The following is a 20,457-nucleotide window of genomic DNA, read 5'->3' as shown; positions in this document are numbered from 1 at the left end:
GAAATAAAAGTGAAAATGAATTGGAAAAAAACTGCGGTATCCGTCCTTATTACATCATCTCTTATGACATCAAGCTACTCGGCAATGGCCGCTGAATTGGCAGGAGCCAAGTCAGGTACAACTGCTGCAGTTACCTATCAGTTGACGAACTCCTTAAGCGTTGATATTAAAACCGTCCTGAACGAGCGTGTGGATGGCGGAACCCGTGTGGGGGTAGTCGTACGCATGAAAAATACCGGAGCCGCCATTGCGCGTGTTCCGGAGTATGAGCTTCGTGTAAAAACGATTGAGGGCGTTGAATATATACTGCAATCAAGTGCTTCCAATCCGCGTTCCATTCAACCTAAGGCAACGACGGAATTAAGCTATTTGGCTGTGATTGATCGCACGGATACGGTTACACTATCAGAAGCAAATTGGACTGATGTAGACTATTACGTATACCCGAAAACAGAGACGAGAATTCTTGCCGTTCCTATCAGCGGCCAGTCCTGGAAGGGCAGCGATATGAAAATTACGGACCCAGCATCAGTAAAGAAATGGGGCGACACGTTCAAAATTCCTTCGTTGACTTCACCACTTGAATACACGCCTGTTAGCATCGACAAGGAAATAACAGATAAAGGCACGATACAAGTGCTGCAACTGCTTGTAAGGAACCCGACGGATCAGCGCGAGACCCTGCCTGAATTCATTATCGATGGCAAGACATCGTCCAAAGTGTTTGAGGGGCAAAAGGTACCTGAAGACGCGGCTGCACCTACAACGGCTGTTACGGGTCAACAGGTGCCGGTTACAGTGAACACGGGTAACTCAGCATCTGAGGGTACAACCGGTGCTGAAGGGACAGGGGCGTCCACGGATAACCCAACTGCTACTACGTCGTCTTCTGATGCTACGACATCAGATAATGGTCAAGCACAATCGTATTACGGGAAAAAGGTTGAGCAAGGGGAGGTTATTCTGGAAGCGAGAGAGCAAAAGTATATTCACTTTGCTATCTCAACGAATAATGATACCATCCTATCCAGCATCAACGTATTGACCCCTGAAAAATTCTCACAGGCAAGCGCAACCGGTGTTCCGACTGTTGTTACCTATAATGTGGGCCGACTTAATATTTTGCTGCCGAGCACGGCTGCAAGGGTTGCTTATCCTGCCTACAAATTGGGCAATCCAATGGCCTTCGATTCCTTGAGCGAGCTAATACATCCGAATCTTGAGGTGTCGGTTGTTGAGTTTCACATGGATGACAACACGGATGAAGGCTCGAAGAATGTAACATCGAAGTTCAAAATTTTCAACAGAAGCGATATTCCAATGGCCGTTCCGGTATTCCAAACCGAGCTTCTCAGCACGGATGGCTATACTTACAGCGGCAACCGTCAAACGGTATCCACGCAAAGAATTTTACCTAACTCGGGATTGGTTGTTAGCTATTCATACACACTGCCACAGTCCGAGAGCGGTAAGGATCTGGTATTGAAAATCAACGATATGGTGAAGGCTGCTCCATACAAAACGAACATTGCTGCTTATAGTATGGAGATTCAACCGGCAGAAACGGAAGAGAAGTTCAGTGTATATCCGTTCGATGCCAAAGTCACTTACTGGACGATTTCACCGATTTATAATCGTACAGGCAATAACAGCTATTCCTACAAAACCCGCTTTAATCTTGATTTGACGAGACAGGAACAAATCCAGATTGATGCCAGCTTCTCCAAGCTGCAATTTGAGCTTTATGATTCAGCAGATCGTTTGATCGGTACAGTATCAGGTAGCTTTATTGGTACTAATCGTCTGGTTAGTGGAGAAAACAACCTTATCTTTGATGCAACAACGGAGCAATTGGATCGTCCGTTAACGATCCGCCTCTACGAATCATTCACTACGCCTGCAGGAGTTTCGAAGCGTCTGCTGGGTGTTTACAAGCAGTAGTTACTGGACTTATTAGTTGCTTCCCATCATTTAAAACAATCTAAAAGCCTTGATAACCACTATCTGCAGTGGGGATCAGGGCTTTTTGCTGCAGGTCTGAACAAAAATAGCATTTATGAGATAAGGATGGCTGATTTGGGTTATGCTACAGGCTAGTAGGCCATTTTATTACAGGTAGGGTGATCATCATGAACTGGGTATATTGGGTCAAGCTGTATGAGAGTAAATTTCAGGCTGGCTGCTTAGCCAAACGAATGGAAGAGGACTGGTGGATCTATGGTTATGAATGTCCGCAGGAGGTGGAAGTGTTCCGATCACAAAAAGGTCGTTTCGGTGTGCGCTATCTCGTGTAAACGATTTTAAAATAGTTCTTGACTTTTCTTTTGGAATTATTGTAGAATAGAAAACGTCGCTAAGAGAGCAAGAACATCATTAACTATCGCGGGGTGGAGCAGCCCGGTAGCTCGTCGGGCTCATAACCCGAAGGCCGCAGGTTCAAATCCTGCCCCCGCAACTTAATTTTATTGTGGGCCTTTAGCTCAGTTGGTTAGAGCGGTCGGCTCATAACCGATTGGTCGGGGGTTCGAGTCCCTCAAGGCCCATATCGAAAATCCCTTAATACATAAGGCTTTTCAAAATAACGACATCAGACAAGCCCGGCATTCTCTCCTCAAATATGGAGCGGATTGCCGGGCTTGCTAATATTTAACCATTAATAAGTGCTGAAACCAAGCATCTATTCCAAATAACCTCGATAAACCTCATGAGTCGGCAGCAAAGGATCGGGAGATCCGCTGAACCAGGCCCACTCGCCTACACGAGGGACACCGCCGTAATAACGTCTGGACTCATCCGGATCGGACAGCAGGCGGCAGCCATACAGGAACGCGATAAAATGGCCTCTATTGATTTTGCTAGTATCCAGATCCTGCACAAAGGTGCGCGGTTCTGGATCATGCTCAAGAATAGCTCCCAGCTCAATTTCACCTACCTTGATGATTCTGTCGCTAAACAGCTCGTTATGACGAATCACCCCTCCAGGCAGATGCCAGCCCTTTCCGAAGATCTCATCATCTCTCCATGTAAATAAAATTTCCTTGGCCTCATTGTGAATAAGCAGATCCACACAAACTAACGGTGTTACACGGCTGACAAATAAAAACAAATCCTCGGGGAGTCCATCCGCTGCTTTATCAATACTATTTTCCAAATACTTGATAGCCTCATCGCTATTCATCCTTCCACACCTCCATATAATAGGCAAGATTCAGCTCGTACTTCAATCTGCAGTACAATCAGGATTTTACTCTATTTAGAAGTTTAATTCATCGTTCTCTTTTTATCAACGAATGTGCATTTTATCAAATTATTCAAAAATCGTAAAACCTATGTTGAATCCTTTGCGTTATCTTCATTAGGTGTAGGGTACATCTAAATTATCTTTGATGGAGGTTGGGATGGTTATGATGAAACGCAGTAAAGCAGCGGCATGGCTGTTAGCAGGAGCTTTTATGCTCGGCAGCGCATTTCCGGCATGGGCAGCAGAGGCTCCAGTGTCAAGCAATGTGAAAACGGATGCACAAATTGTAGAGGCTCTCGGTGTACTGCAGGGGGATGGAAGTGGTGTCAGCGCTGGTTATTTGGCCAAGACTACGACAAGATTACAGTCTGCTATTTTATTTTTGCGATTAAAAGGTCTTGAAGCCACTGCTGTGGCGTATAAAGGGGCGGACAACTTCTCGGATGCGGCTCTTGTCAATGACAGCAATAAAGCGATTCTTGGCTATCTGAAAGCGAATCCTCAGCTGGGTTGGACGGGTACAGGTAATGGCAAGTTTGAGCCTAATGCACAAATTACTGCACAGCAATATTACAAGGTGCTCGTAGAATCGCTTGGGTACAAGCAGGATACTGATTTTAAATATGATGGAGTCATCGCTTATGCAGGCACATTGGGCTTGTCCCAAGTCGCTAAAGCCGGATCTTTACGCAACCTACATATCGCTACAGCAACCGTCGAGGCTCTAAAGAGCAAAGTAAAGGGGGGCAGCAAAACGCTGCTGGATACCTTGGTCGAACAAAAGGTGGTGGATGCTGCGAAAGCAGCGGGTGCACAATACGCTTCCATTAAAATAGCGGCTAATGCCGAGGTTGGTTCTTATTTAACCGATGAAGCTGGTAAAACGCTCTATATGTTCATGAAGGACACACCTGACGTGAGCGCTTGCAAGGATCAATGCGTTACGAACTGGCCGCTTTATGCTGCAGATTCTATTCAAATCCCGAGTGATCTGAATGCTGCAGATTTTAAAACGATTGTTCGTGAGGACGGGAAAAAACAAACGACTTATCAAGGCTGGCCGCTCTATTATTACGTCAAGGATGAAAAGGCTGGAGATACCAAAGGACAAGGCGTAGGCGGCTCCTGGATGGTTATGAACTATTCGGGTGTTAAGACGGCAAAGAACGATACGTTGGGCACGTTCCTGACGGATTCCAAAGGAATGGCGCTCTACTTGTATACCAAGGATACAGCAAGCTTAAGCGTATGCAAAGGAAACTGTGAAGTGAACTGGCCGATTTTTTATACAGAGCATGTTCCCAACATGGGCGATTTGAAAGCTGCTGATTTCGGAACGATTACCCGCGAAGACGGGACGAAGCAAACGACCTACCAAGGCTGGCCTTTATATTACTATATTAAAGATATGAAAGCCGGCGATGTAACAGGTCAGGATGTGGGCAAGGTATGGTACGTTCTTGATCCAGCAGCTACGCCTAAGGTTCCTGCATCGGGAGCACCTGCGCCAGCACCGACACCGGTTCCTGCACAGCCGACTCCAGCGCCAGTACAACCAGTGACGACTCCGGCTTCTCAAGCAGCGGCTAAAAGTTACTCTATCAACATTGATAATTTTAAGTTCTCTGAGCAGTTACTAACAGTTGAAGCAGGCGCTACAATCACATTTACTAATAATCATGCTATCGAGCATAATGCAGTTTCCGATAAGCTGAAAGCGGACGGTTCTCCAGTATTTGAAACCAAGCTGCTGGCTAAAGGTCAATCCGAATCGATTACACTGACTGAACCGGGCGAGTACACGTACTATTGCGCTCCCCATAAAGACTTTATGAAAGCAACGATCATCGTTAAATAAGTCAAAAGCTATGAAGTCCGCAGTCGGGAGTAAGCTCTCAGGCGCTGCGGGCTTTTTTTGTTGCAGGTAGAGCGGCATAGCTCTTGCAAAATATTTCTTATTATAAGAAGATAGGGATAAACCTTTTTCGTTATTTATTCGTTTCTTATAATAAGAGGGTCACAAGCCGACCCGAGGAGCGCAGATTACGTGCAGCCATATCCGGATGAGCAATTAATGCAGCTAATACAAGAGAAACAAAGCTTCGCACTGCGTATTTTGTATGATCGCTATGTGCGGCTCGTTTATTCATACGCCGTAAAATCAGGGGCGGGCAATGACGCCTCTTTTGCTCAGGATATCGTTCAGTTGGTATTCACACGAATTTGGACCTCCAATAAAGGCTATGATCCCGCCAAAGGGCAGTTCGTCAACTGGCTCATTACGGTTACGAGAAACATTACGATAGATCAGCTGAGAAAGCAGCGCAAGCAGGAGGTTCTCGTGTCTTTTGATTATGAGATCCCCGAGACCGAGCATACAGCCCTGTCAGGCAGGAATGAGCTTCAGGAAACGGTTGCCAGACGATTATTAAAGCAGCAGATTGAGGCGGCCTATCCACATTTATCAGATAATCAGGTTCAATTAATACGGCATTTCTATTGGGAAGGCTATACATTAAGTGAAATAGCAGCCCGAAATGGGGAACCGATAGGAACCGTAAAGAGTAGATTGCATCAAGCGCTAAAAACGCTGCGAAAGCATTTGTCGCCGGAAGGAGAGGGGTAAGCTACCATGAGCGAGAAAATAAATGACTGCGATCTAGTATTTCCCTTCTTTTTAAAGGAGCTGTCTCCGGAAGCGGCACATGCTTATGCTGAGCATCTGGCGGCATGCCCACATTGCACAGAAGAGCTGAAGAGCCTTCGGCAGGTGTGGCAAACGCTGCCTTACGAGATGGAAGAGATCGATATACCCGATTCAGCCAAAGGACACATGTTCGATAACATTATGCAAAATGTTCTGGAGCACGAGCGGCAATTAGGGATGAATCAGGCTGATGAACACTTGATCTTGGTAAACCCAGCCCAACAAACGGCTGCAGAGGATCGACCACAACCCACCCAGACAGGCAAAAAGGCCAGACAGTGGTCCTATGTGGCTGCGGCCGTCTTATTTATTGCCATAGGCGCGTCGATAGGCTGGGGACTGAAGGATTACGGCGATAACAGGTCTGCAGGTTCACCCAACACCACATTGCCCGAGGTTCAGCCTGCTCAAGTCGTCAAGCAGTATACACTAAAAGCTTTTGACCCGAGTATGCCGGAGGCTGCAGGTAAATGCTTCATCAAGCAGCAGGGCGATGCCAAGCAATTGGTGCTGCAGGTTAACGGATTGAATACAAACACCGGAGATTGGGCGTACCAGTTATGGTTTGTTAAAGAAGGTGTACGCTACAATGGAGGTACCTTCCGTGTTAATGAGAAGGGAGATGGCATACTTACCTACGATCTCACGCCTGCGGAAAGCACCTTTGAGACATTAGGAATTACACTGGAGCCGGATGCACAAGGAACAAAACCAAGAGGTAAAAAAGTACTGGGTACTTAAAAATAGTAAAGGGGCAAGAATCGCTAATGGCAACAAAAAAGATCGAACACGTCGGTATTATGGTAGCTGATCTGGAACGCTCCATAGCCTTTTATGAAAACATTGTGGGGCTCACCTTAAAGGGGACCCTGCCGCACACCAATGGTGTTATCCGACTGGCATTTATGGGCTTCGGACAATCCGCTGAAACCGAGCTGGAGCTGATCTCTGGCTATAATGACAAGCTTCCGCAAGAAGGTAAGGTTCATCATATTGCATTCACGGTGGACCATATCGAAGAAGAGTTTACGCGCATCCGTACGAACCCTGATTTGAAGATGATTGATTCCGAGATCACAACGCTGCCGAATGGTTCACGCTATTTCTTTTTTTATGGTCCTGACGGGGAATGGATCGAATTTTTCGAGTCAACCCGCTAAGCTTCCATAAGAAAAGGAGAGAGCTATGAAAGCCAAACAGCCGAGAATTGCAGAAATACAGGTTTTACGCGGCTTTGCCTTTTTGGCGGTCGTGCTTCAGCATGCTATTGGTCACTATGCGTATGTGCCCGAGGCTGGCATTGCGGACGGCGCTATGCTGGCCATCGCGCTAATTGCGTCGAAATTCGCCGTTCCTATGTTTATTTTTATAACGGGTCTTGTCTTGTTTTATAATTACCAGGAGCGTGTTCACGCCAGCAGCTTTATCCGTAAACGCTGCAAGGATATTGTACTGCCTTACCTGATCTGGTCAGCGATATATGAGATCGCTTTTCGCGAAGATGGAATTCCGCTCGGACAGGAGCTCCAACGAATTTACGAATACGTGCTAACCGGTACAGCATCATATCATCTGTGGTATGTCATTATGGTTATTCAGCTGTATTTGCTATTTCCGCTGATTCAACAATGGGTTTTGCGAATTTGGGCAGCTTGCAGTGCGAGGCAGCTCACAGCAGGACTTATTGTGCTCACGATCGGATACATATGGCTTACCGGGATGCAGGGTACAATCAGTAATGCTGTAATAGCATGGAATCTCCCGGTGCTGACACCCTTGTTCTCTGAGTATGCTGACCGTAACGCGTTGTACTTTTACATTTATTTTGTTATGGGCATTGTCGCCGGGTTGAATATGAACCGCTGGAAGCAGGTATTGCTGAAATGGAAAACACTTGGAATCAGCCTCTATATGCTGGTTGCCTGTGTATTATTTTATACAATTGTTAGTCACTTTCAAGTCAACGGGAAGATCATTATTCAATATAACGATACCTTGCTGGTACAGCCTTTTATGGCTGTGTTTCTGATGATTTCCGTGGTGGCCATGTATATTGCGGCGTTGGCTTTTCAGGAACGGGCGAGTGAACGCTTCAAGCGGTTTTTTAATTTTCTGGGTCACTATTCATACGGCGCCTATTTGGCCCATGCCTTGATGTTAACCGCGGCTACGTTTGTAACGGATCGCTACCTGCCAGGCTGGAATGTATCGCTGCGGACTCTGGTTGCGTTTATTGTATGTACGCTGCTGTCGGTTTTCGTTGCCCAACTACTCAGCCGGTTTCCGCTGGGCCGCCTAATGACAGGGACTCCGGTCATGAAAAAGATTTAATCTTTATCATCCCAAGGAAGCGTATGCCTCACTCATGTTTGACAGATTTGCCCTTCATTATTAAGATTACTTTACCGATATAGTTCTTAAGTCCCTGGAGCTAACAGGCTTAAGAATTATGATTAAGGAAGTGGTCTGATGAAGATTCCCTTTGCCACCATGAGTGAGGAAGAATTGCTGAAAGAATTCCTTCTCCTGTCCGAGGTTACAGAAAGCCTTGAGCATCTGAAGACCTATAATCCGGCTTTTCAATCGGCGATTGATCAGGTGAACGCAGATATGCAGCAAATCAAAGGGCAGCTTTTTTTCCGATATCAGGATCATCAACGAATAGATCTAAATCATGTTATTGTCAGCAATTTCGAGCTGCAATCCAGAATGAGGAAATATATGACAGCAGTAAATCATGTCGTACATTGATCATCTAATTTGTTATTACCCAATCATAGCGAAAAAGCCCCTTTTCTGATGGATTTAATCAGTTGGGGCCTTTTGTGCTTGCCTTCTTACGATTTGGCTTTAGTTTTTGCGGCAAAAGATTTAAGCTGGTTCATCAAATTTTGACGGGTTTGTTTGTTTCTTAGCAAATACGCAGCTCCCAATCCAATGACAGCCAGTGTTTTTTTATTCATCACTCATTCCTCCTTGGATTATTATGACGTTGACTTTACTTACCCTTTCCTCGTTAAATCAAACCTTGTTTTTCAAATCTTCGATTTTTTCGTAAGCAATCAGCGTGATCTCGTTACCGACCAACTGTGCGATAGATGACTCGGCGTCTTCGATGATTTGCACCGCGCGGTCATACTCGTCGAGCGATGCAACCTTGAAGCTATCGGTATGAATGTTCATGCGGATCATTCCTTTAATTCAGAGTAGCTATAGCTTACCCGAACGATGAAAAGGACATTCATAGCTTGATGGGAGAAGCGGAATGTTCTGGCTGCTTGACCTGAGGTCTTGCAATATCCTTATGTCTTCAATTTGCATGCAGGTGAGTAGCGTTTGGGCAGTTATCTCATACAATATGAATAAATGGGTTATAGGATGGGAGAGGTACTAGCAATGCCTTCAATTGTTGGAAATATCAAAATTAATAGCGTGGGCCCGAGTTCCAATGTGCAAATTGGAGATACAGCTTATATCATCCTTTCCAGTACCACCAAAAATTATGCGGGTGCTAACTCATTTTCGCCGGGCGACAGCTTTGGGTCTGTAACGAATAATCAAAATAACAGTACGAACACCAACGATCCCGACCTTGTTGATGGATCAAGCTCAACGGTTGTATAACATGACGTGATCAGCCCCAAATAACGAACATCCCAAAAAATACCTGTTGAAATACGAATATTTGTTCGGTATATTGAATACAATAAAGAGAACAAATGTTCTGATTTGAATAATTAGCTGATGTGTACCTGTTTACTCAATAACAAGGCGTTCACGGAGCTATGGAGTATTTTGCAGCCACCACAACTCTACAAATCGTTCGGTGAGGTGATAACTATGGAGATGCAGCGTTATATAGGTCAGAGGGTAGAGATCATGTATATGAACAAGCAGGGTGCGATTACGCAGCGTTTTATCGAGGTGCGTTCGATCAAAAATAACTATGTCTGTGCTTACTGCTTCACTCAGAAAGGACTTCGGGTGTTTAAGCAGGACAATGTTCTGGCAATTGCTCCAGCGCAGAGGTGGTCTGTATGAAAGAGCGTATTATCTTATTAGTGGATTGCCAGAGCTTCTATGCAAGCGTCGAGAAGGCTGCCCATCCGGAGTATAGGGATAAGCCGCTTGTAGTTGCTGGTGACCCGGCCCTTCGGTCTGGGATAATTTTGGCGGCCTGTCCCATTGCCAAGAAGCATGGTGTGACTGCAGCAGAGCGCTTGGGTGAGTCTCTAAGCAAGTGTCCTGAGCTGATTATTGTGAAGCCTCGGATGCAGATGTACATTGATGTATCTTTGAAAATCACAGAGATATTCGAATCGTTTACGAATCTTGTCGAGCCTTTTAGCATAGACGAACAGTTCCTGGATGTTACCAACTCGGTCGGGATGTTCGGTTCGCCAACGGAAATCGCCAAGCAAATCCAGACGGCGATCATGCTGGCTACCGGCGTATATTCCAGAGTGGGGATATCGTCAACCAAAATGCTGGCCAAGATGGCCTGTGACAACTACGCCAAAAAGAATTCGGAAGGGATCTACAGGATAGATAAAACAAAACTGGCGAAAGATTTGTGGGAGCTGCCTATTGAAAAAATGTTCGGTGTAGGGAGTCGGATGAAAAAGCATTTTTTTCGTCTGGGCATACACTCTATCGGGGATCTGGCACAAACGCCTTTACCGAAGCTGCAAAGCTTGTTAAAAACAAGATTTGGCAAAAATGCCGATATCCATGCAGAGCTGCTGTGGCAAACGGCGAACGGGATCGATAGCAGCCTGGTAACGCCAAGCACTCACCGGGTAGCCCCCAAATCTGTAGGTCATATGATGACTTTACCGCGGGATTATGCTACGGAGGAAGAAATCGATACGATCCTCCTAGGTATCTATATAAAAATAGATGTGCAAAAAGATAAAAAGCTCTTTAAACGCTATAGGAACAATGTTTTTAGGCGAAATAGAAATTGTGCATAAATAAAAATGAGCATAAATGATTTTAATTATGCTCATTTTTGGGGAGTTGTTATTAGTATTTATGGATAGAAAAAATGTTGAATACATTTTGATTTATAATTACTTGTGCAAGTAGAGTAATTTGATGAATTAAGCACATTTGGAGAAAGAGAACGACCTTCAATTGGACAATAGATGAGACCCATCAAATAACTAGAGGCTTAGGAGTCCATAGTAATAGAGATTCATATTTCGCAGGAACATCGACCCTCTGAAGGCTCCATCTAATGTTTAGGAGCTGCCGTCATTTACATACTCTACTTTTATAAATTTTAAGAAATACGCTATGTTACTGAAGGAGTAAGTATTTTATTTGTGTTTTCGATTTTTTTTTCTGCTTTGTTTTTTCAGAGAGTTTTTTTCGCTTTTTCGCTTTTTTGATGGTTTCGCAAATTTTGTTGATTTATTGGCATCTTGTAGATTTGCTAGCATCTTTTCTAAAGGATTTACTGTTAATGAGTAATCCAGAAATGCCATATTTTCATTATCTTCATCGATAAGCATTATCCTTCTTGGTGTTTCTTCTAAACTGTCATATATATCTTTGATTGCTATAGGCTTCTTTAAAAAATCTATTAGTCCTTCCGCCGTAGGGTACCCCTTATCCCACAGCATTTTCCTCTTTTGTGTACTCTTCTTATCTCCTTCAATCAGGATAGTCTCAATATAAGGATTCAGAAAATATTTTGTTAAGGAAGAAGCATCGGTAATAATTACATCATCCTTAATTTTGGCAGTAAAGTCTAAAATATTCAAGCATACTAATTTAATTATATCTTTGGATTTTGGCGGATTTTCTGGTAATAAGATATTAGATTTTTCTTTTATCTTTTCCCAATCCTTTTGGATAACATCTGCCCTCCTGTTCACTTGATACACCCCATAAAACACATCAGATTCTCTTGAAAAAGTTTCTCTTGGTGAATAGGGCCTTCTTAAACATTTCATTTCTATCAGTAAGATCTTATCTTGGAATTTTGCAAAAAAATCAAATTGAGCATCTTCCCCGTCAAAGGCGGTAATTTTCAAACTACCTTGATTTACTTCCAAAAAGGGACTTGATGATAATGCCATCCTTAGGTAATTTTCTAGATTATCACCTTTAAAGGAATCTTCTATTTTCCAAACACCAAATTGCTGCTCAATAATTCTATTTATATTTAATTGTTTAGTTAATGATGGAATAAATATAACCTCTTCTTTGCCAAAGTAAACTAACGGTTGTGAGAATAAATCTGCAAAATGATCTTCCTCTTGCCCGGGGTTGGGCTGGAATAAAAATATTTCAATTAACTCATCAATCATATTAGGTTCAATTAGAAAAAGATTTGAAAAATGATCGATGATATATTGTCTTTTTACCCTTGGAGCTAGAACTTTATATAATGCCCGGTCATCATCATCAAAAACTTCATGAGTTTTCTGACTGTATATAGAACCTAGTGCTTGCAAATAACAAACAAAATTTACAAGAAGATCAAAATTGATCGTTTTTTCTTTTCCTATACAATTCTTTTTCAAGAAATTATCTCCCAAAAATTCCAACGAATCAATTGCAAGATCATTTAATTTTCTGAATAACTCAATTATATTTTTAAAGTCCTTATCATCAATTTGAAATAAGGATATCATATCATTTACTTGTATTTTATCTGCCAGCTTCTTTATTGACAAAGAGAGTTTATTGAAAAAGGTCTTAGTCATATTAAGATTCTTAAATACATCCACCCGGTCTTTGAATGCATATCTTTCAACAGCTGTTTTTTCAAGCTTTAATTCTTCATAGTCATTAGGACCAAAATAAAATAAATCTTTATCGCCTTCATCTTCTTCGACCACAAAACTCCAGTTTCGATATTTTATGAATTCCCATAAAAGGTTAAGGCTTACTCTGTGCAGTCCCAGTAGTCCAAGTTTTTCTATACTAGGTATCTCATAAGGGGACACGTCGGTCGTTTCCGCCAGTTCTTTATTAAATTGTTTCTTTCCTTTAAAAAATAAATATTTTAAGAGTGTATCTGTAACTTCAATACCTGTTTCTAAATTACTTTGCAATGAAATATTTCCATTCCCGCTATCTTGATCAGCCAATTGCATACTGAATAAATTTAGATAAGGAGTATTACTATTCTTTTCATTAACAAGCTCCGTATCAGAGAGTCTATCTTGATTTTCTAAAAAAACACATAACATGTGAACTATTTGAGGAAAGGGAAATTCAAAAATCCCCTTTTCTTTTAATCGCTGAACATTGCTTTTATTGTGGGCGTAGATATCCAAAATAGTTTTGAATAAACCCATATATTGATTGAAAAAAATGATCTTATCGTCTTCATCTTCAAAACTATCGTTTAAAAAGTTACATGCGCCTAAAAAAGTCTTTAGTGAGTGAAATTTAGTTTCAAAGTCTCTTTGGAGTGGTTCAGGAAGACAACCATTAAGAAGAAGGACCTTTACAAATTTTCTTTTATATTGTTTAAATACTTCAAGAATAATATCGGATGAACTTTTAATATCACCTTCGTTTAAATGCTCTTTTAATTTCATGTAATTTATTTCCAACTATAAACACTCCTATATTAATTCTCAACATTATTATACGTTTGCTGCATTATATCACATTTATTACTTCTTAAATCCAATATTTGGACGATCAATTATATAAATCTATTTACATGCATAATCGGTCGACTAATATTTTTAGTTCCAAGAGATCCGATCCTTAAGTTTGACTTTAGGAGCAGCACTAATATGATGAAAGCTTCCTGAAAGATACTATGCTTTGAGGTTACTTATTTCTAGCTGCCTCTTGAAGTATCACAACTAGACTTTTCACGTACCTTCCAATCTTAACGCTGACCTCAGCTCGCATAAAATCTTTGGTCATGGTAAATTGATCCTCGTGGCCGCGGCAAATAAAACGATAATAAATCGCAGTATCATCCTTTGTATCTTCAAAAACACGGATATTACTTTCAACGAGAGCTTTTTTGGATTTTTGAACATCTTCTCGTATACACTTAGCTAATATTTTTGCAGCTGAGGAGTATAAAAGCTTCAAAGTTTGAGAGGAAATCTCAGCCTCGATGCTTTTCTTTTCTACAATGTTGAGAGCAACAGGAAGGATGACGGAATCTCTCATCATCTCGAGCTCCTTTTTCGTCGGAGGTTCAGGAGCCAGAGGTGGTTTGTCACTTTGATTCTGCATTGATTGTTCTTTATGCTGCGGAAGCATCATGCGGCTTGATTCCCACAATCCATTACCTTCGAGCTTTTTGCTCATTTATAGTGCCCCCCAATTTTTTGTGCCCTCTCGAGCGCCTGCCCCGAAGTGGTTAGCGATGATGCTCTTACGATAGCCGCGCTTCCATAACGATCCTTTATAATATCAGTGGCCTTATCTAAAGCTCTTGACTTCACTTGGTCTTCAAAGAGGGTCAATTGATAGTCTTCATCATCTACTAAGTTGCTGAGCATGATGCCCACGCGGCGTACCGGCATTTTATCCCAGTAACGATAGAACAGTATTTTCGATGCTTCATACACGATGTTTGTGTTATTAGTTGGATCAGGCATCTTCATTTGCCGTGAGAAGCCCGTAGGCGCATCATAAGGGCTGCACATGCAGCTGACTGAGATAACCCAACCCATATACCCCTTGCGACGGCAGTCCCTACAAACCTCTTCTGTGAGCTCTAACAGTATCGTCTCTACCTGTCTATTATCAATGTAATCTCTAGGTAAGGTCATCATGTGGCCGACTGATTTAGGTGGTGTGTTAAATGTACCAGGTGTCACAGGAGAGTCATCCAAGCCGTTCGCGGTTCTCCACATAACCTCTGCGTGGATATCACTTTGTTTGCCAAAACGAGTTCGAAACCTCTCCTTTAACCGTGGTAACGAAGTCCTTGCAATATCCCCGATTGTAGACATGCCGAGCCTTGTAAAATGAGCTGTCATCCGAGATCCAACCCCAAACATTTTTTGTACAGGTTGCGGCCAGAGCAGCTTCTCAATATCTGGTTGATTTAAAGTGAATATGCCGGTTTCACTCTTTTTTGCCCATATGTCTGTTGCAATTTTGGAAAGCATTTTATTTGAACCGATACCCACCCGTACCTTTACTCCCGTTTGTTTGAGTACTTTTTGTTGTATGGATTTAGCAATAGTTATGGAATCCCCAAAAATATGAAGGCTTCCGGAAACGTCAAGAAACTGTTCATCTATAGAGAATATTTCAACAAGATCGGTATACTCCTTATAGATTTGCGTAATCATGAGGGAAACATCAATATAATGCTGCATCCGCGGGCGCATTACAACCAGCTCAGGGCACTTTATCAAGGCTTCTCCTAATCGTTCAGCTGTAGTAACCCCGAAGCTTTTTGCAATGGGGCAGGCGGCTAGTATAATCCCCGAACGGCGTGCTGGATCGCCAGCCACAGCAACCGGTTTGTTTTTACATTCGGGATGATCAGCCTTCTCTACACTAGCGTAAAAACTTTCGCAATCGGCCAAGAAAACGGTCCTTTCACTTTTCCTGATCATTTTAATCGCCTCCGTAAGTTCAGCAGCGTGCTCATGAGTTCTGCTTTTACCAAGCTCCTTAACATCTTAAAATGATGGATATAACCACGAACCTTATACTCAACATCAACACCTAACGAGTTCATGTCAGTATGTAGAATTTTAATGTTTTTTTCTCTCATTTTGTTCTTGATTGTTTGCAATTCTGGATAAATGGAGCTCTCCACTTCTTGTAGATAGAAAATAACGTGGTTATAGATAATTCTATCTTGATTCACCTTCAGTTCATCAATATCTCTCGCTAACATATCCAGTAAAATAGGCAGTAATGTGTATTCTTTAATTAATTGAATATCTTCTTCTGTCTCATTTCTAGGGTTAATGCTCATAATCACACCACCAATACGAACATATATTCTTATTTTATTATATACCGAACATATGTTTGTTATGCAAGTGTAATTTATGGAAATGTTATTTTGATGTTTACACCGAGGGAATTGAAAACTGATGGTATGGGTAACTGATTTTTAAAAATATTAGATTGGCTAAAGGTAATTGTAGAGATTTGTAGAATAATGTAAATTAATACAACTAACTAATGGGTGGGAATTATGACTAATAATAAGATGCCTTCAATATTGGATAGAGAAATACAAGATCCGGAAAATGATGCGTTTGGACACAGGCATTATGCGATAGCTTTACAAAATTTGGTTGAAAATAATACACCTCCTTATAGTATTGGACTATTAGGAAATTGGGGGGTGGGCAAGAGTACGATTAAAGAAATGTATCTAAGCACACTAAAGGATGATTCCATAAGAAGTAAGGAAGTACTTCCGATTACATTTAATTCTTGGCGTTATGGTGGTCAAAATGTGAAAAGAGCTTTACTACGTCATGTATACTTGGAAATTGGCGGAAACGAAAGTGAGCTCAAGGATCGAATGTATCATCAAATATCTGAAGTACTACAAAAACCCAGGAAATGGTCGGAGATCTGGCAAGATATTTATCAGCGATATCTTTTCTATCCGGTTCAACTTTTAATGATTTTTTTAATCATATTGCTCATGTTTATCCTTTTTACTTGGGGTATTGGCGGCAATGTTGAGAAATCCGCCTTGGCTGGTATTTTTGCTGTTGTATTTGCAGCAGTTGTAAGATTTGTCTTTTCCTCAACTGGGATGTTAATGCCAAGACTTACTACTGAAACGAAAGTATACCCTCCAAGTGTTAATGCGGAACAATATTCAGATTATTTAGTAGATCAATTACATACTTTTAAAGACACTTCTGTAGGAAGGAAAACTTCGAAGATTGTGGTTTTTGTTGATGATTTGGATCGTCTTTCTGCGGAAGAAATGGTAGAAGGTTTAGATGCGGTACGCATTTTTATGGAGATACCTAAAGATGAACTACCAAAGGATTTAGGGATCGTCTTTGTATTATCATGCGATGAGGAGAAGATTGCCTATGCATTATCTAACAAAAGAAACGGGCAATATCTTCCTGGATCCGTTTCAAATAAGCAAGATGCCAGAAGATTTTTAGATCGAATTTTTCAATTTAGACTAGAGGTACTTCCATTTCCAAAAAGAGATTTAAGAACGTATGCTACTAATAAATTATTAGAAGTGATGCCACAACTTCAACAAGAACTCGAGCAAAAAGGTATTCACCTTTCTAATGTTATTGATAGACTGATTCATCCAAACGTACAGAGTCCTCGTAATGCACTACAGTTGCTGAATTCATTTATCCAGTCTTGGTGGATTGCAAAAAAGAGAGAGTTCGAAGGGGCGAATAGCAATGTTTCAGGTGGGTTGGGTGAGGGGATGGTCACAGACCACCCGGAAACATTAGCGATAATATGCGCATTGAGAGTCGACTTTCACTATTTCTATGAAGATTTATTACAAGATCATAATTTATTAACTGCCTTTTCCAAGATGTTCATATCCAAACAGGAAGGGGAGGTTGAAATTTCAGAAAGATCAAAAAGAATTCTTTCGCAGTATACGACAAAAAGTGAAAGTGATTCAAGCACTGAACATCTGTTAAAAGATGAATATCATGATCTTAAGCAGTATTTAAAATATATTCAGGGTATAAGGTTACCTAATTACTTACAACCATTATTATTGTTGACACAAGATCCATTAAGTCGGAAAATTGGTAACAATCGAGCCATATATGATGCTTTAATTAATGGAGACTCCATATCAGTTCTGGAAGAACTAGGAGCAAATAGTGATGATAAGTCATTATCGGTAGACACGATGAATGTCTTTAATGATATTATTGAAGACCTGCAAAATGAAACTGAGGTTTATATATTGAATGCATCATTTACGTTAGGACAATTAGTTCATAGATTTCCATCCAACAACTTTCATTCCTCAATTAGTTTTATAATTAACTCCTTGTTGAAATATCCTAATTTCAGATGGAGACTGGGAATAGATGATATTAAAAAAACATTTTTGCTAGCTTCAGTTGAAGAAAAATCAATACTCGGAACCATGCTAATCCAAGAATTTATTCGTGAAGAAACATCTATAGATTTTAAATTAACTACTGGACAAACGCCTTTAATAGATGAATTAAAGATTATTTGTAATAAAGTCATTTTAATTTTACTCGAAGCCAAATACAGCAATAAGATAAATTTTAAGAACGAAGGGGAGTTTTATAGTTGGTTAAAAATCAGAAGGTTTTCAAATGGTAAAAAAGAAGATCATTTCAGTTATGAAGAGCTTGAAAAATGGATCGAAAAATACCCTGAATTATTGAATCAGCTTGGTATGGGCTATATTAATGAAGGTGTTGATCTATTAAAGAGCAATAAAGATATTAATGAAAACTCATTCCTAAACTCGATGAGGCAAGTAATTAAAGCAGAATGGCCGCAAGGAGAAGAAAGTAAAAACAAGGTTTGGGAATTTCTAATAAATGCGCTGACTGTTCGATCTATTAGTATAAATGCTGAGGCATTGAAATTCTCTAATGAAAATGTAACAATCATGATTTCAGAGCAACAGTATAACCATATTATTCTTAGTTTAACTACAAGACTTGTTTTATTTGAGGAAAGTCCAGTTTCATGGTCGTTACAAGATAAGGAATTATATTCAACATCATTGATCAATTTGATTTCAATGTCATATAATCTTAATTCTGATAGTTTTGAAAGTTTAGTGAAAATAATTAACTTGTGGATGGTAAATATAGATACCGTTGAACTCTCCATCAGATTATCAGAGTTAATACGAATTCAACATAAAAGTACATTTAATCAGCTTTATTCTTCTTGGGTGGGCAAACTTTTCAACGAAGCTCAACCACAACTTATTAAATACTTGGGCGAACAGTATTTCGAAGTAACAGAAGACAATAAACAAAAACTTGTAGAACAATTTACCCCACTTTACACATCACAGACAGTAGATGTTACTCAAGTTAATGTGCTGAGTTTATTCCTGAGTGGAGTCAATGAACAATCTGTAAAAGAAGAAAATCTAAGCAACTTATTAAGCACGTTGTTTGGTAGGATATATAGTTGGAATAGTTATACAGATTATATAACTACCATCTTATCAGCTAGTGCACAAGTAATTCGTTTAGGATTTTACAATAATGTTGGTCAAGCACTATATACTATATTTACTCAAACAGCAATAAACGACCCTGCAGTTTATAATAAGTTATGCAATATTATGTTAAAAAGTTTACCAAAATCTCATGCAGCACTTTTACCATATGACCCTGAAGTAATATTTGAACATGCAGCATCTGTCTATGAAAGATATTACCAGTCATATGAGGTACTAAATATCTTGAATATGTTGAATAACATGGTTAAAGAGAACGTAGTTTCAATAGGACAAGGTAAACGTGTGTTAAATTTGGCTGTATTGTCTTGGAAAAATTATAAATATGATGTTAAAGAAATGATCATAGAAAATAAGCATATTCCGTCGGACGACCAAGTGTATCAGTTATTCGCACTAACCGATTTTAATGACAATGATGAAATAAATGTTTTAGTTAACATTATTAATCAGGTTTCCAGCCATTTAGACGATAGTATGTTCACAGTCATTGCTCTCAAAATAGTACGGGAATTGGATTCAACTGATGCAATTAGAATCTGGGTGGAGGCTAACAGACAGAAAATAGAAGAGTTAATTAACCTTATCAACCAAGAAATGAATAATGCTCAAATCATAAAAATGACTAGTCAATTATTAGTAAGTAATCACCATAATATTGATATCACGAAAAAGCTGATTTCTGCCTCGGTGGATATTATTAATCAAAATCCAGAACTTGATGGTGCTTTAAAGTTAGTTTTAAGAGATAAGGAAAACATTAACCGGTTGTTTGGTGAGGATCAAATTTCAAAACTTCATGAAGTACTTTTAACTAATTTAATTAAATCTAATAAGGTCTCTTATAAACGAGAATTCTCTAATTGGCTACTGGAAACAAAAGCAGGTGTGTTCTTAAAGGGAGTTAAAAGATTCAATCCAACAAATGATGACCTACAAATATTACAAGATAATTTTAAAAACAATAGCACAATTAAGAAATTACTTAGCGCATAATTAATGGTGTAGAAAGAGATGGAATTTCTGTCAAAGATACGTAAAAATACAAATATCCGAATTTCAACTGTCAGGAAAATAATAATGATTTTAGACATCTATGCCGCACCGCGGCACCATCAATTGATGATAAATTAGTCCTCGGGAGCCACGGCCAACCTAAGCAGCTACTCCAGATTAGAGTCTAATTCTGGGTTAGAGTTTGAAACTTGCGATAATTCTCGCTCGTTGGGGTAATACCAGCGTAGCTGACACCACCCGCAAACACATGGATTAAATTGGGAATTTATTAATAACCTCGTTATATTCATTTTGAGCATCGGTAATTGCCAACTTTGAGTATATTTCCAAAGATTT

General features: G+C 40.4%; 18 protein-coding genes, 2 tRNA genes and 1 pseudogene. 14 read left to right on the top strand and 7 right to left on the bottom strand.

Annotated features, from left to right (window positions below; genetic code table 11):
- Positions 1 to 15: 15 nt before the first annotated feature.
- From LRL21_RS00100 to LRL21_RS00085, 4 genes are all read left to right on the top strand, one after another.
- Positions 16 to 1,941: a hypothetical protein gene (locus LRL21_RS00100; protein ID WP_240414182.1), complete on the top strand. Its 1,926-nt coding sequence runs from the start codon at positions 16 to 18 to the stop codon at positions 1,939 to 1,941.
- Between the two features lie 188 nt (positions 1,942 to 2,129).
- Positions 2,130 to 2,294, top strand: coding sequence for a hypothetical protein (locus LRL21_RS00095; protein ID WP_240413727.1), 165 nt, complete (start codon positions 2,130 to 2,132; stop codon positions 2,292 to 2,294).
- An 87-nt stretch (positions 2,295 to 2,381) separates the two neighbouring features.
- A tRNA-Met gene (locus LRL21_RS00090) sits at positions 2,382 to 2,455 on the top strand.
- Between the two features lie 14 nt (positions 2,456 to 2,469).
- Positions 2,470 to 2,543 (top strand) — tRNA-Ile (locus LRL21_RS00085).
- A 134-nt stretch (positions 2,544 to 2,677) separates the two neighbouring features.
- On the opposite strand, the gene LRL21_RS00080 is transcribed toward LRL21_RS00085, so the two are convergent.
- Positions 2,678 to 3,178: an NUDIX hydrolase gene (locus LRL21_RS00080; RefSeq protein ID WP_240413726.1), complete on the bottom strand. Its 501-nt coding sequence runs from the start codon at positions 3,176 to 3,178 to the stop codon at positions 2,678 to 2,680.
- Between the two features lie 226 nt (positions 3,179 to 3,404).
- Here LRL21_RS00080 and LRL21_RS00075 point away from each other — a divergent pair, with 226 nt between their 5' ends.
- The 6 genes from LRL21_RS00075 to LRL21_RS00050 all read left to right on the top strand — a co-directional run bounded on the left by LRL21_RS00075 (position 3,405) and on the right by LRL21_RS00050 (position 8,699).
- Positions 3,405 to 5,099, top strand: coding sequence for a plastocyanin/azurin family copper-binding protein (locus LRL21_RS00075; protein WP_240413725.1), 1,695 nt, complete (start codon positions 3,405 to 3,407; stop codon positions 5,097 to 5,099).
- Positions 5,100 to 5,288: 189 nt separating this feature from the next.
- Positions 5,289 to 5,867 carry an RNA polymerase sigma factor gene (locus LRL21_RS00070; protein WP_240413724.1) on the top strand — a complete coding sequence of 193 codons (579 nt, stop codon included), beginning with the start codon at positions 5,289 to 5,291 and terminating at the stop codon, positions 5,865 to 5,867.
- Positions 5,868 to 5,873: 6 nt separating this feature from the next.
- Positions 5,874 to 6,689, top strand: coding sequence for an anti-sigma factor (locus LRL21_RS00065; RefSeq protein ID WP_240413723.1), 816 nt, complete (start codon positions 5,874 to 5,876; stop codon positions 6,687 to 6,689).
- Positions 6,690 to 6,715: 26 nt separating this feature from the next.
- Entirely contained in the window at positions 6,716 to 7,108 is a 393-nt protein-coding gene (locus LRL21_RS00060; RefSeq protein ID WP_240413722.1) for a VOC family protein, read from the top strand.
- Positions 7,109 to 7,133: 25 nt separating this feature from the next.
- Positions 7,134 to 8,279: an acyltransferase gene (locus LRL21_RS00055; protein WP_240413721.1), complete on the top strand. Its 1,146-nt coding sequence runs from the start codon at positions 7,134 to 7,136 to the stop codon at positions 8,277 to 8,279.
- Between the two features lie 138 nt (positions 8,280 to 8,417).
- Positions 8,418 to 8,699, top strand: a complete 282-nt coding sequence (locus tag LRL21_RS00050) for a hypothetical protein (protein WP_240413720.1) — start codon at positions 8,418 to 8,420, stop codon at positions 8,697 to 8,699.
- An 86-nt stretch (positions 8,700 to 8,785) separates the two neighbouring features.
- Here the strand turns inward: LRL21_RS00050 and LRL21_RS45490 are convergent, their stop codons facing one another.
- Together LRL21_RS45490 and LRL21_RS00045 are read right to left on the bottom strand one after the other, a co-directional pair.
- Positions 8,786 to 8,911: a hypothetical protein gene (locus LRL21_RS45490; protein ID WP_275900515.1), complete on the bottom strand. Its 126-nt coding sequence runs from the start codon at positions 8,909 to 8,911 to the stop codon at positions 8,786 to 8,788.
- Between the two features lie 58 nt (positions 8,912 to 8,969).
- A complete protein-coding gene (locus LRL21_RS00045) occupies positions 8,970 to 9,131 on the bottom strand; it encodes a hypothetical protein (protein WP_240413719.1) in 162 nt (53 codons plus the stop codon).
- A 213-nt stretch (positions 9,132 to 9,344) separates the two neighbouring features.
- Here LRL21_RS00045 and LRL21_RS00040 point away from each other — a divergent pair, with 213 nt between their 5' ends.
- From LRL21_RS00040 to LRL21_RS00030, 3 genes and pseudogenes are all read left to right on the top strand, one after another.
- Positions 9,345 to 9,572, top strand: coding sequence for a spore germination protein (locus tag LRL21_RS00040; protein WP_240413718.1), 228 nt, complete (start codon positions 9,345 to 9,347; stop codon positions 9,570 to 9,572).
- A gap of 171 nt (positions 9,573 to 9,743) precedes the next feature.
- Positions 9,744 to 9,989 carry a hypothetical protein gene (locus LRL21_RS00035; protein ID WP_240413717.1) on the top strand — a complete coding sequence of 82 codons (246 nt, stop codon included), beginning with the start codon at positions 9,744 to 9,746 and terminating at the stop codon, positions 9,987 to 9,989.
- Positions 9,986 to 10,828: pseudogene (locus LRL21_RS00030) on the top strand (DNA polymerase IV); the annotation flags it as partial. The gene LRL21_RS00035 and the pseudogene LRL21_RS00030, both read left to right, overlap by 4 nt.
- 441 nt (positions 10,829 to 11,269) lie before the next feature.
- Here LRL21_RS00030 and LRL21_RS00025 read toward each other — a convergent pair.
- From LRL21_RS00025 to LRL21_RS00010, 4 genes are all read right to left on the bottom strand, one after another.
- Positions 11,270 to 13,522 carry a hypothetical protein gene (locus tag LRL21_RS00025; protein WP_240413716.1) on the bottom strand — a complete coding sequence of 751 codons (2,253 nt, stop codon included), beginning with the start codon at positions 13,520 to 13,522 and terminating at the stop codon, positions 11,270 to 11,272.
- Between the two features lie 226 nt (positions 13,523 to 13,748).
- Positions 13,749 to 14,243, bottom strand: a complete 495-nt coding sequence (locus tag LRL21_RS00020; protein ID WP_240413715.1) for a YhjD family protein — start codon at positions 14,241 to 14,243, stop codon at positions 13,749 to 13,751.
- Positions 14,240 to 15,508 (bottom strand): DNA polymerase IV, encoded by a 1,269-nt coding sequence (locus LRL21_RS00015; protein WP_240413714.1) that lies wholly within the window; start codon positions 15,506 to 15,508, stop codon positions 14,240 to 14,242. The genes LRL21_RS00020 and LRL21_RS00015 overlap by 4 nt, the downstream gene beginning before the upstream one ends.
- Positions 15,505 to 15,876, bottom strand: coding sequence for a YhjD family protein (locus LRL21_RS00010; protein ID WP_240413713.1), 372 nt, complete (start codon positions 15,874 to 15,876; stop codon positions 15,505 to 15,507). The genes LRL21_RS00015 and LRL21_RS00010 overlap by 4 nt, the downstream gene beginning before the upstream one ends.
- 225 nt (positions 15,877 to 16,101) lie before the next feature.
- On the opposite strand from LRL21_RS00010, the gene LRL21_RS00005 reads away from it, so the two are divergent.
- On the top strand, positions 16,102 to 20,100 hold the full coding sequence (locus LRL21_RS00005; protein ID WP_240413712.1) for a KAP family P-loop NTPase fold protein: 3,999 nt from the start codon (positions 16,102 to 16,104) through the stop codon (positions 20,098 to 20,100).
- Positions 20,101 to 20,457: the final 357 nt, after the last annotated feature.

It is taken from the genome of Paenibacillus periandrae (assembly GCF_022458865.1).
Taxonomy (GTDB): Bacteria; Bacillota; Bacilli; order Paenibacillales; family NBRC-103111; genus Paenibacillus_S; species Paenibacillus_S periandrae.
Note: the sequence above shows the minus strand (reverse complement) of the source record. Positions and strands in the feature narration are given on the sequence as shown.

Bases quoted from the DNA above. Each gene is read 5' to 3' on its own strand.
- LRL21_RS00100 (WP_240414182.1), top strand. From the start codon at position 16: ATGAATTGGAAAAAAACTGCGGTATCCGTCCTTATTACATCATCTCTT.
- LRL21_RS00095 (WP_240413727.1), top strand. From the start codon at position 2,130: ATGAACTGGGTATATTGGGTCAAGCTGTATGAGAGTAAATTTCAGGCT.
- LRL21_RS00080 (WP_240413726.1), bottom strand. From the start codon at position 3,178: ATGAATAGCGATGAGGCTATCAAGTATTTGGAAAATAGTATTGATAAA.
- LRL21_RS00075 (WP_240413725.1), top strand. From the start codon at position 3,405: ATGATGAAACGCAGTAAAGCAGCGGCATGGCTGTTAGCAGGAGCTTTT.
- LRL21_RS00065 (WP_240413723.1), top strand. From the start codon at position 5,874: ATGAGCGAGAAAATAAATGACTGCGATCTAGTATTTCCCTTCTTTTTA.
- LRL21_RS00060 (WP_240413722.1), top strand. From the start codon at position 6,716: ATGGCAACAAAAAAGATCGAACACGTCGGTATTATGGTAGCTGATCTG.
- LRL21_RS00055 (WP_240413721.1), top strand. From the start codon at position 7,134: ATGAAAGCCAAACAGCCGAGAATTGCAGAAATACAGGTTTTACGCGGC.
- LRL21_RS00050 (WP_240413720.1), top strand. From the start codon at position 8,418: ATGAAGATTCCCTTTGCCACCATGAGTGAGGAAGAATTGCTGAAAGAA.
- LRL21_RS45490 (WP_275900515.1), bottom strand. From the start codon at position 8,911: ATGAATAAAAAAACACTGGCTGTCATTGGATTGGGAGCTGCGTATTTG.
- LRL21_RS00045 (WP_240413719.1), bottom strand. From the start codon at position 9,131: ATGAACATTCATACCGATAGCTTCAAGGTTGCATCGCTCGACGAGTAT.
- LRL21_RS00040 (WP_240413718.1), top strand. From the start codon at position 9,345: ATGCCTTCAATTGTTGGAAATATCAAAATTAATAGCGTGGGCCCGAGT.
- LRL21_RS00020 (WP_240413715.1), bottom strand. From the start codon at position 14,243: ATGAGCAAAAAGCTCGAAGGTAATGGATTGTGGGAATCAAGCCGCATG.
- LRL21_RS00015 (WP_240413714.1), bottom strand. From the start codon at position 15,508: ATGATCAGGAAAAGTGAAAGGACCGTTTTCTTGGCCGATTGCGAAAGT.
- LRL21_RS00010 (WP_240413713.1), bottom strand. From the start codon at position 15,876: ATGAGCATTAACCCTAGAAATGAGACAGAAGAAGATATTCAATTAATT.
- LRL21_RS00005 (WP_240413712.1), top strand. From the start codon at position 16,102: ATGACTAATAATAAGATGCCTTCAATATTGGATAGAGAAATACAAGAT.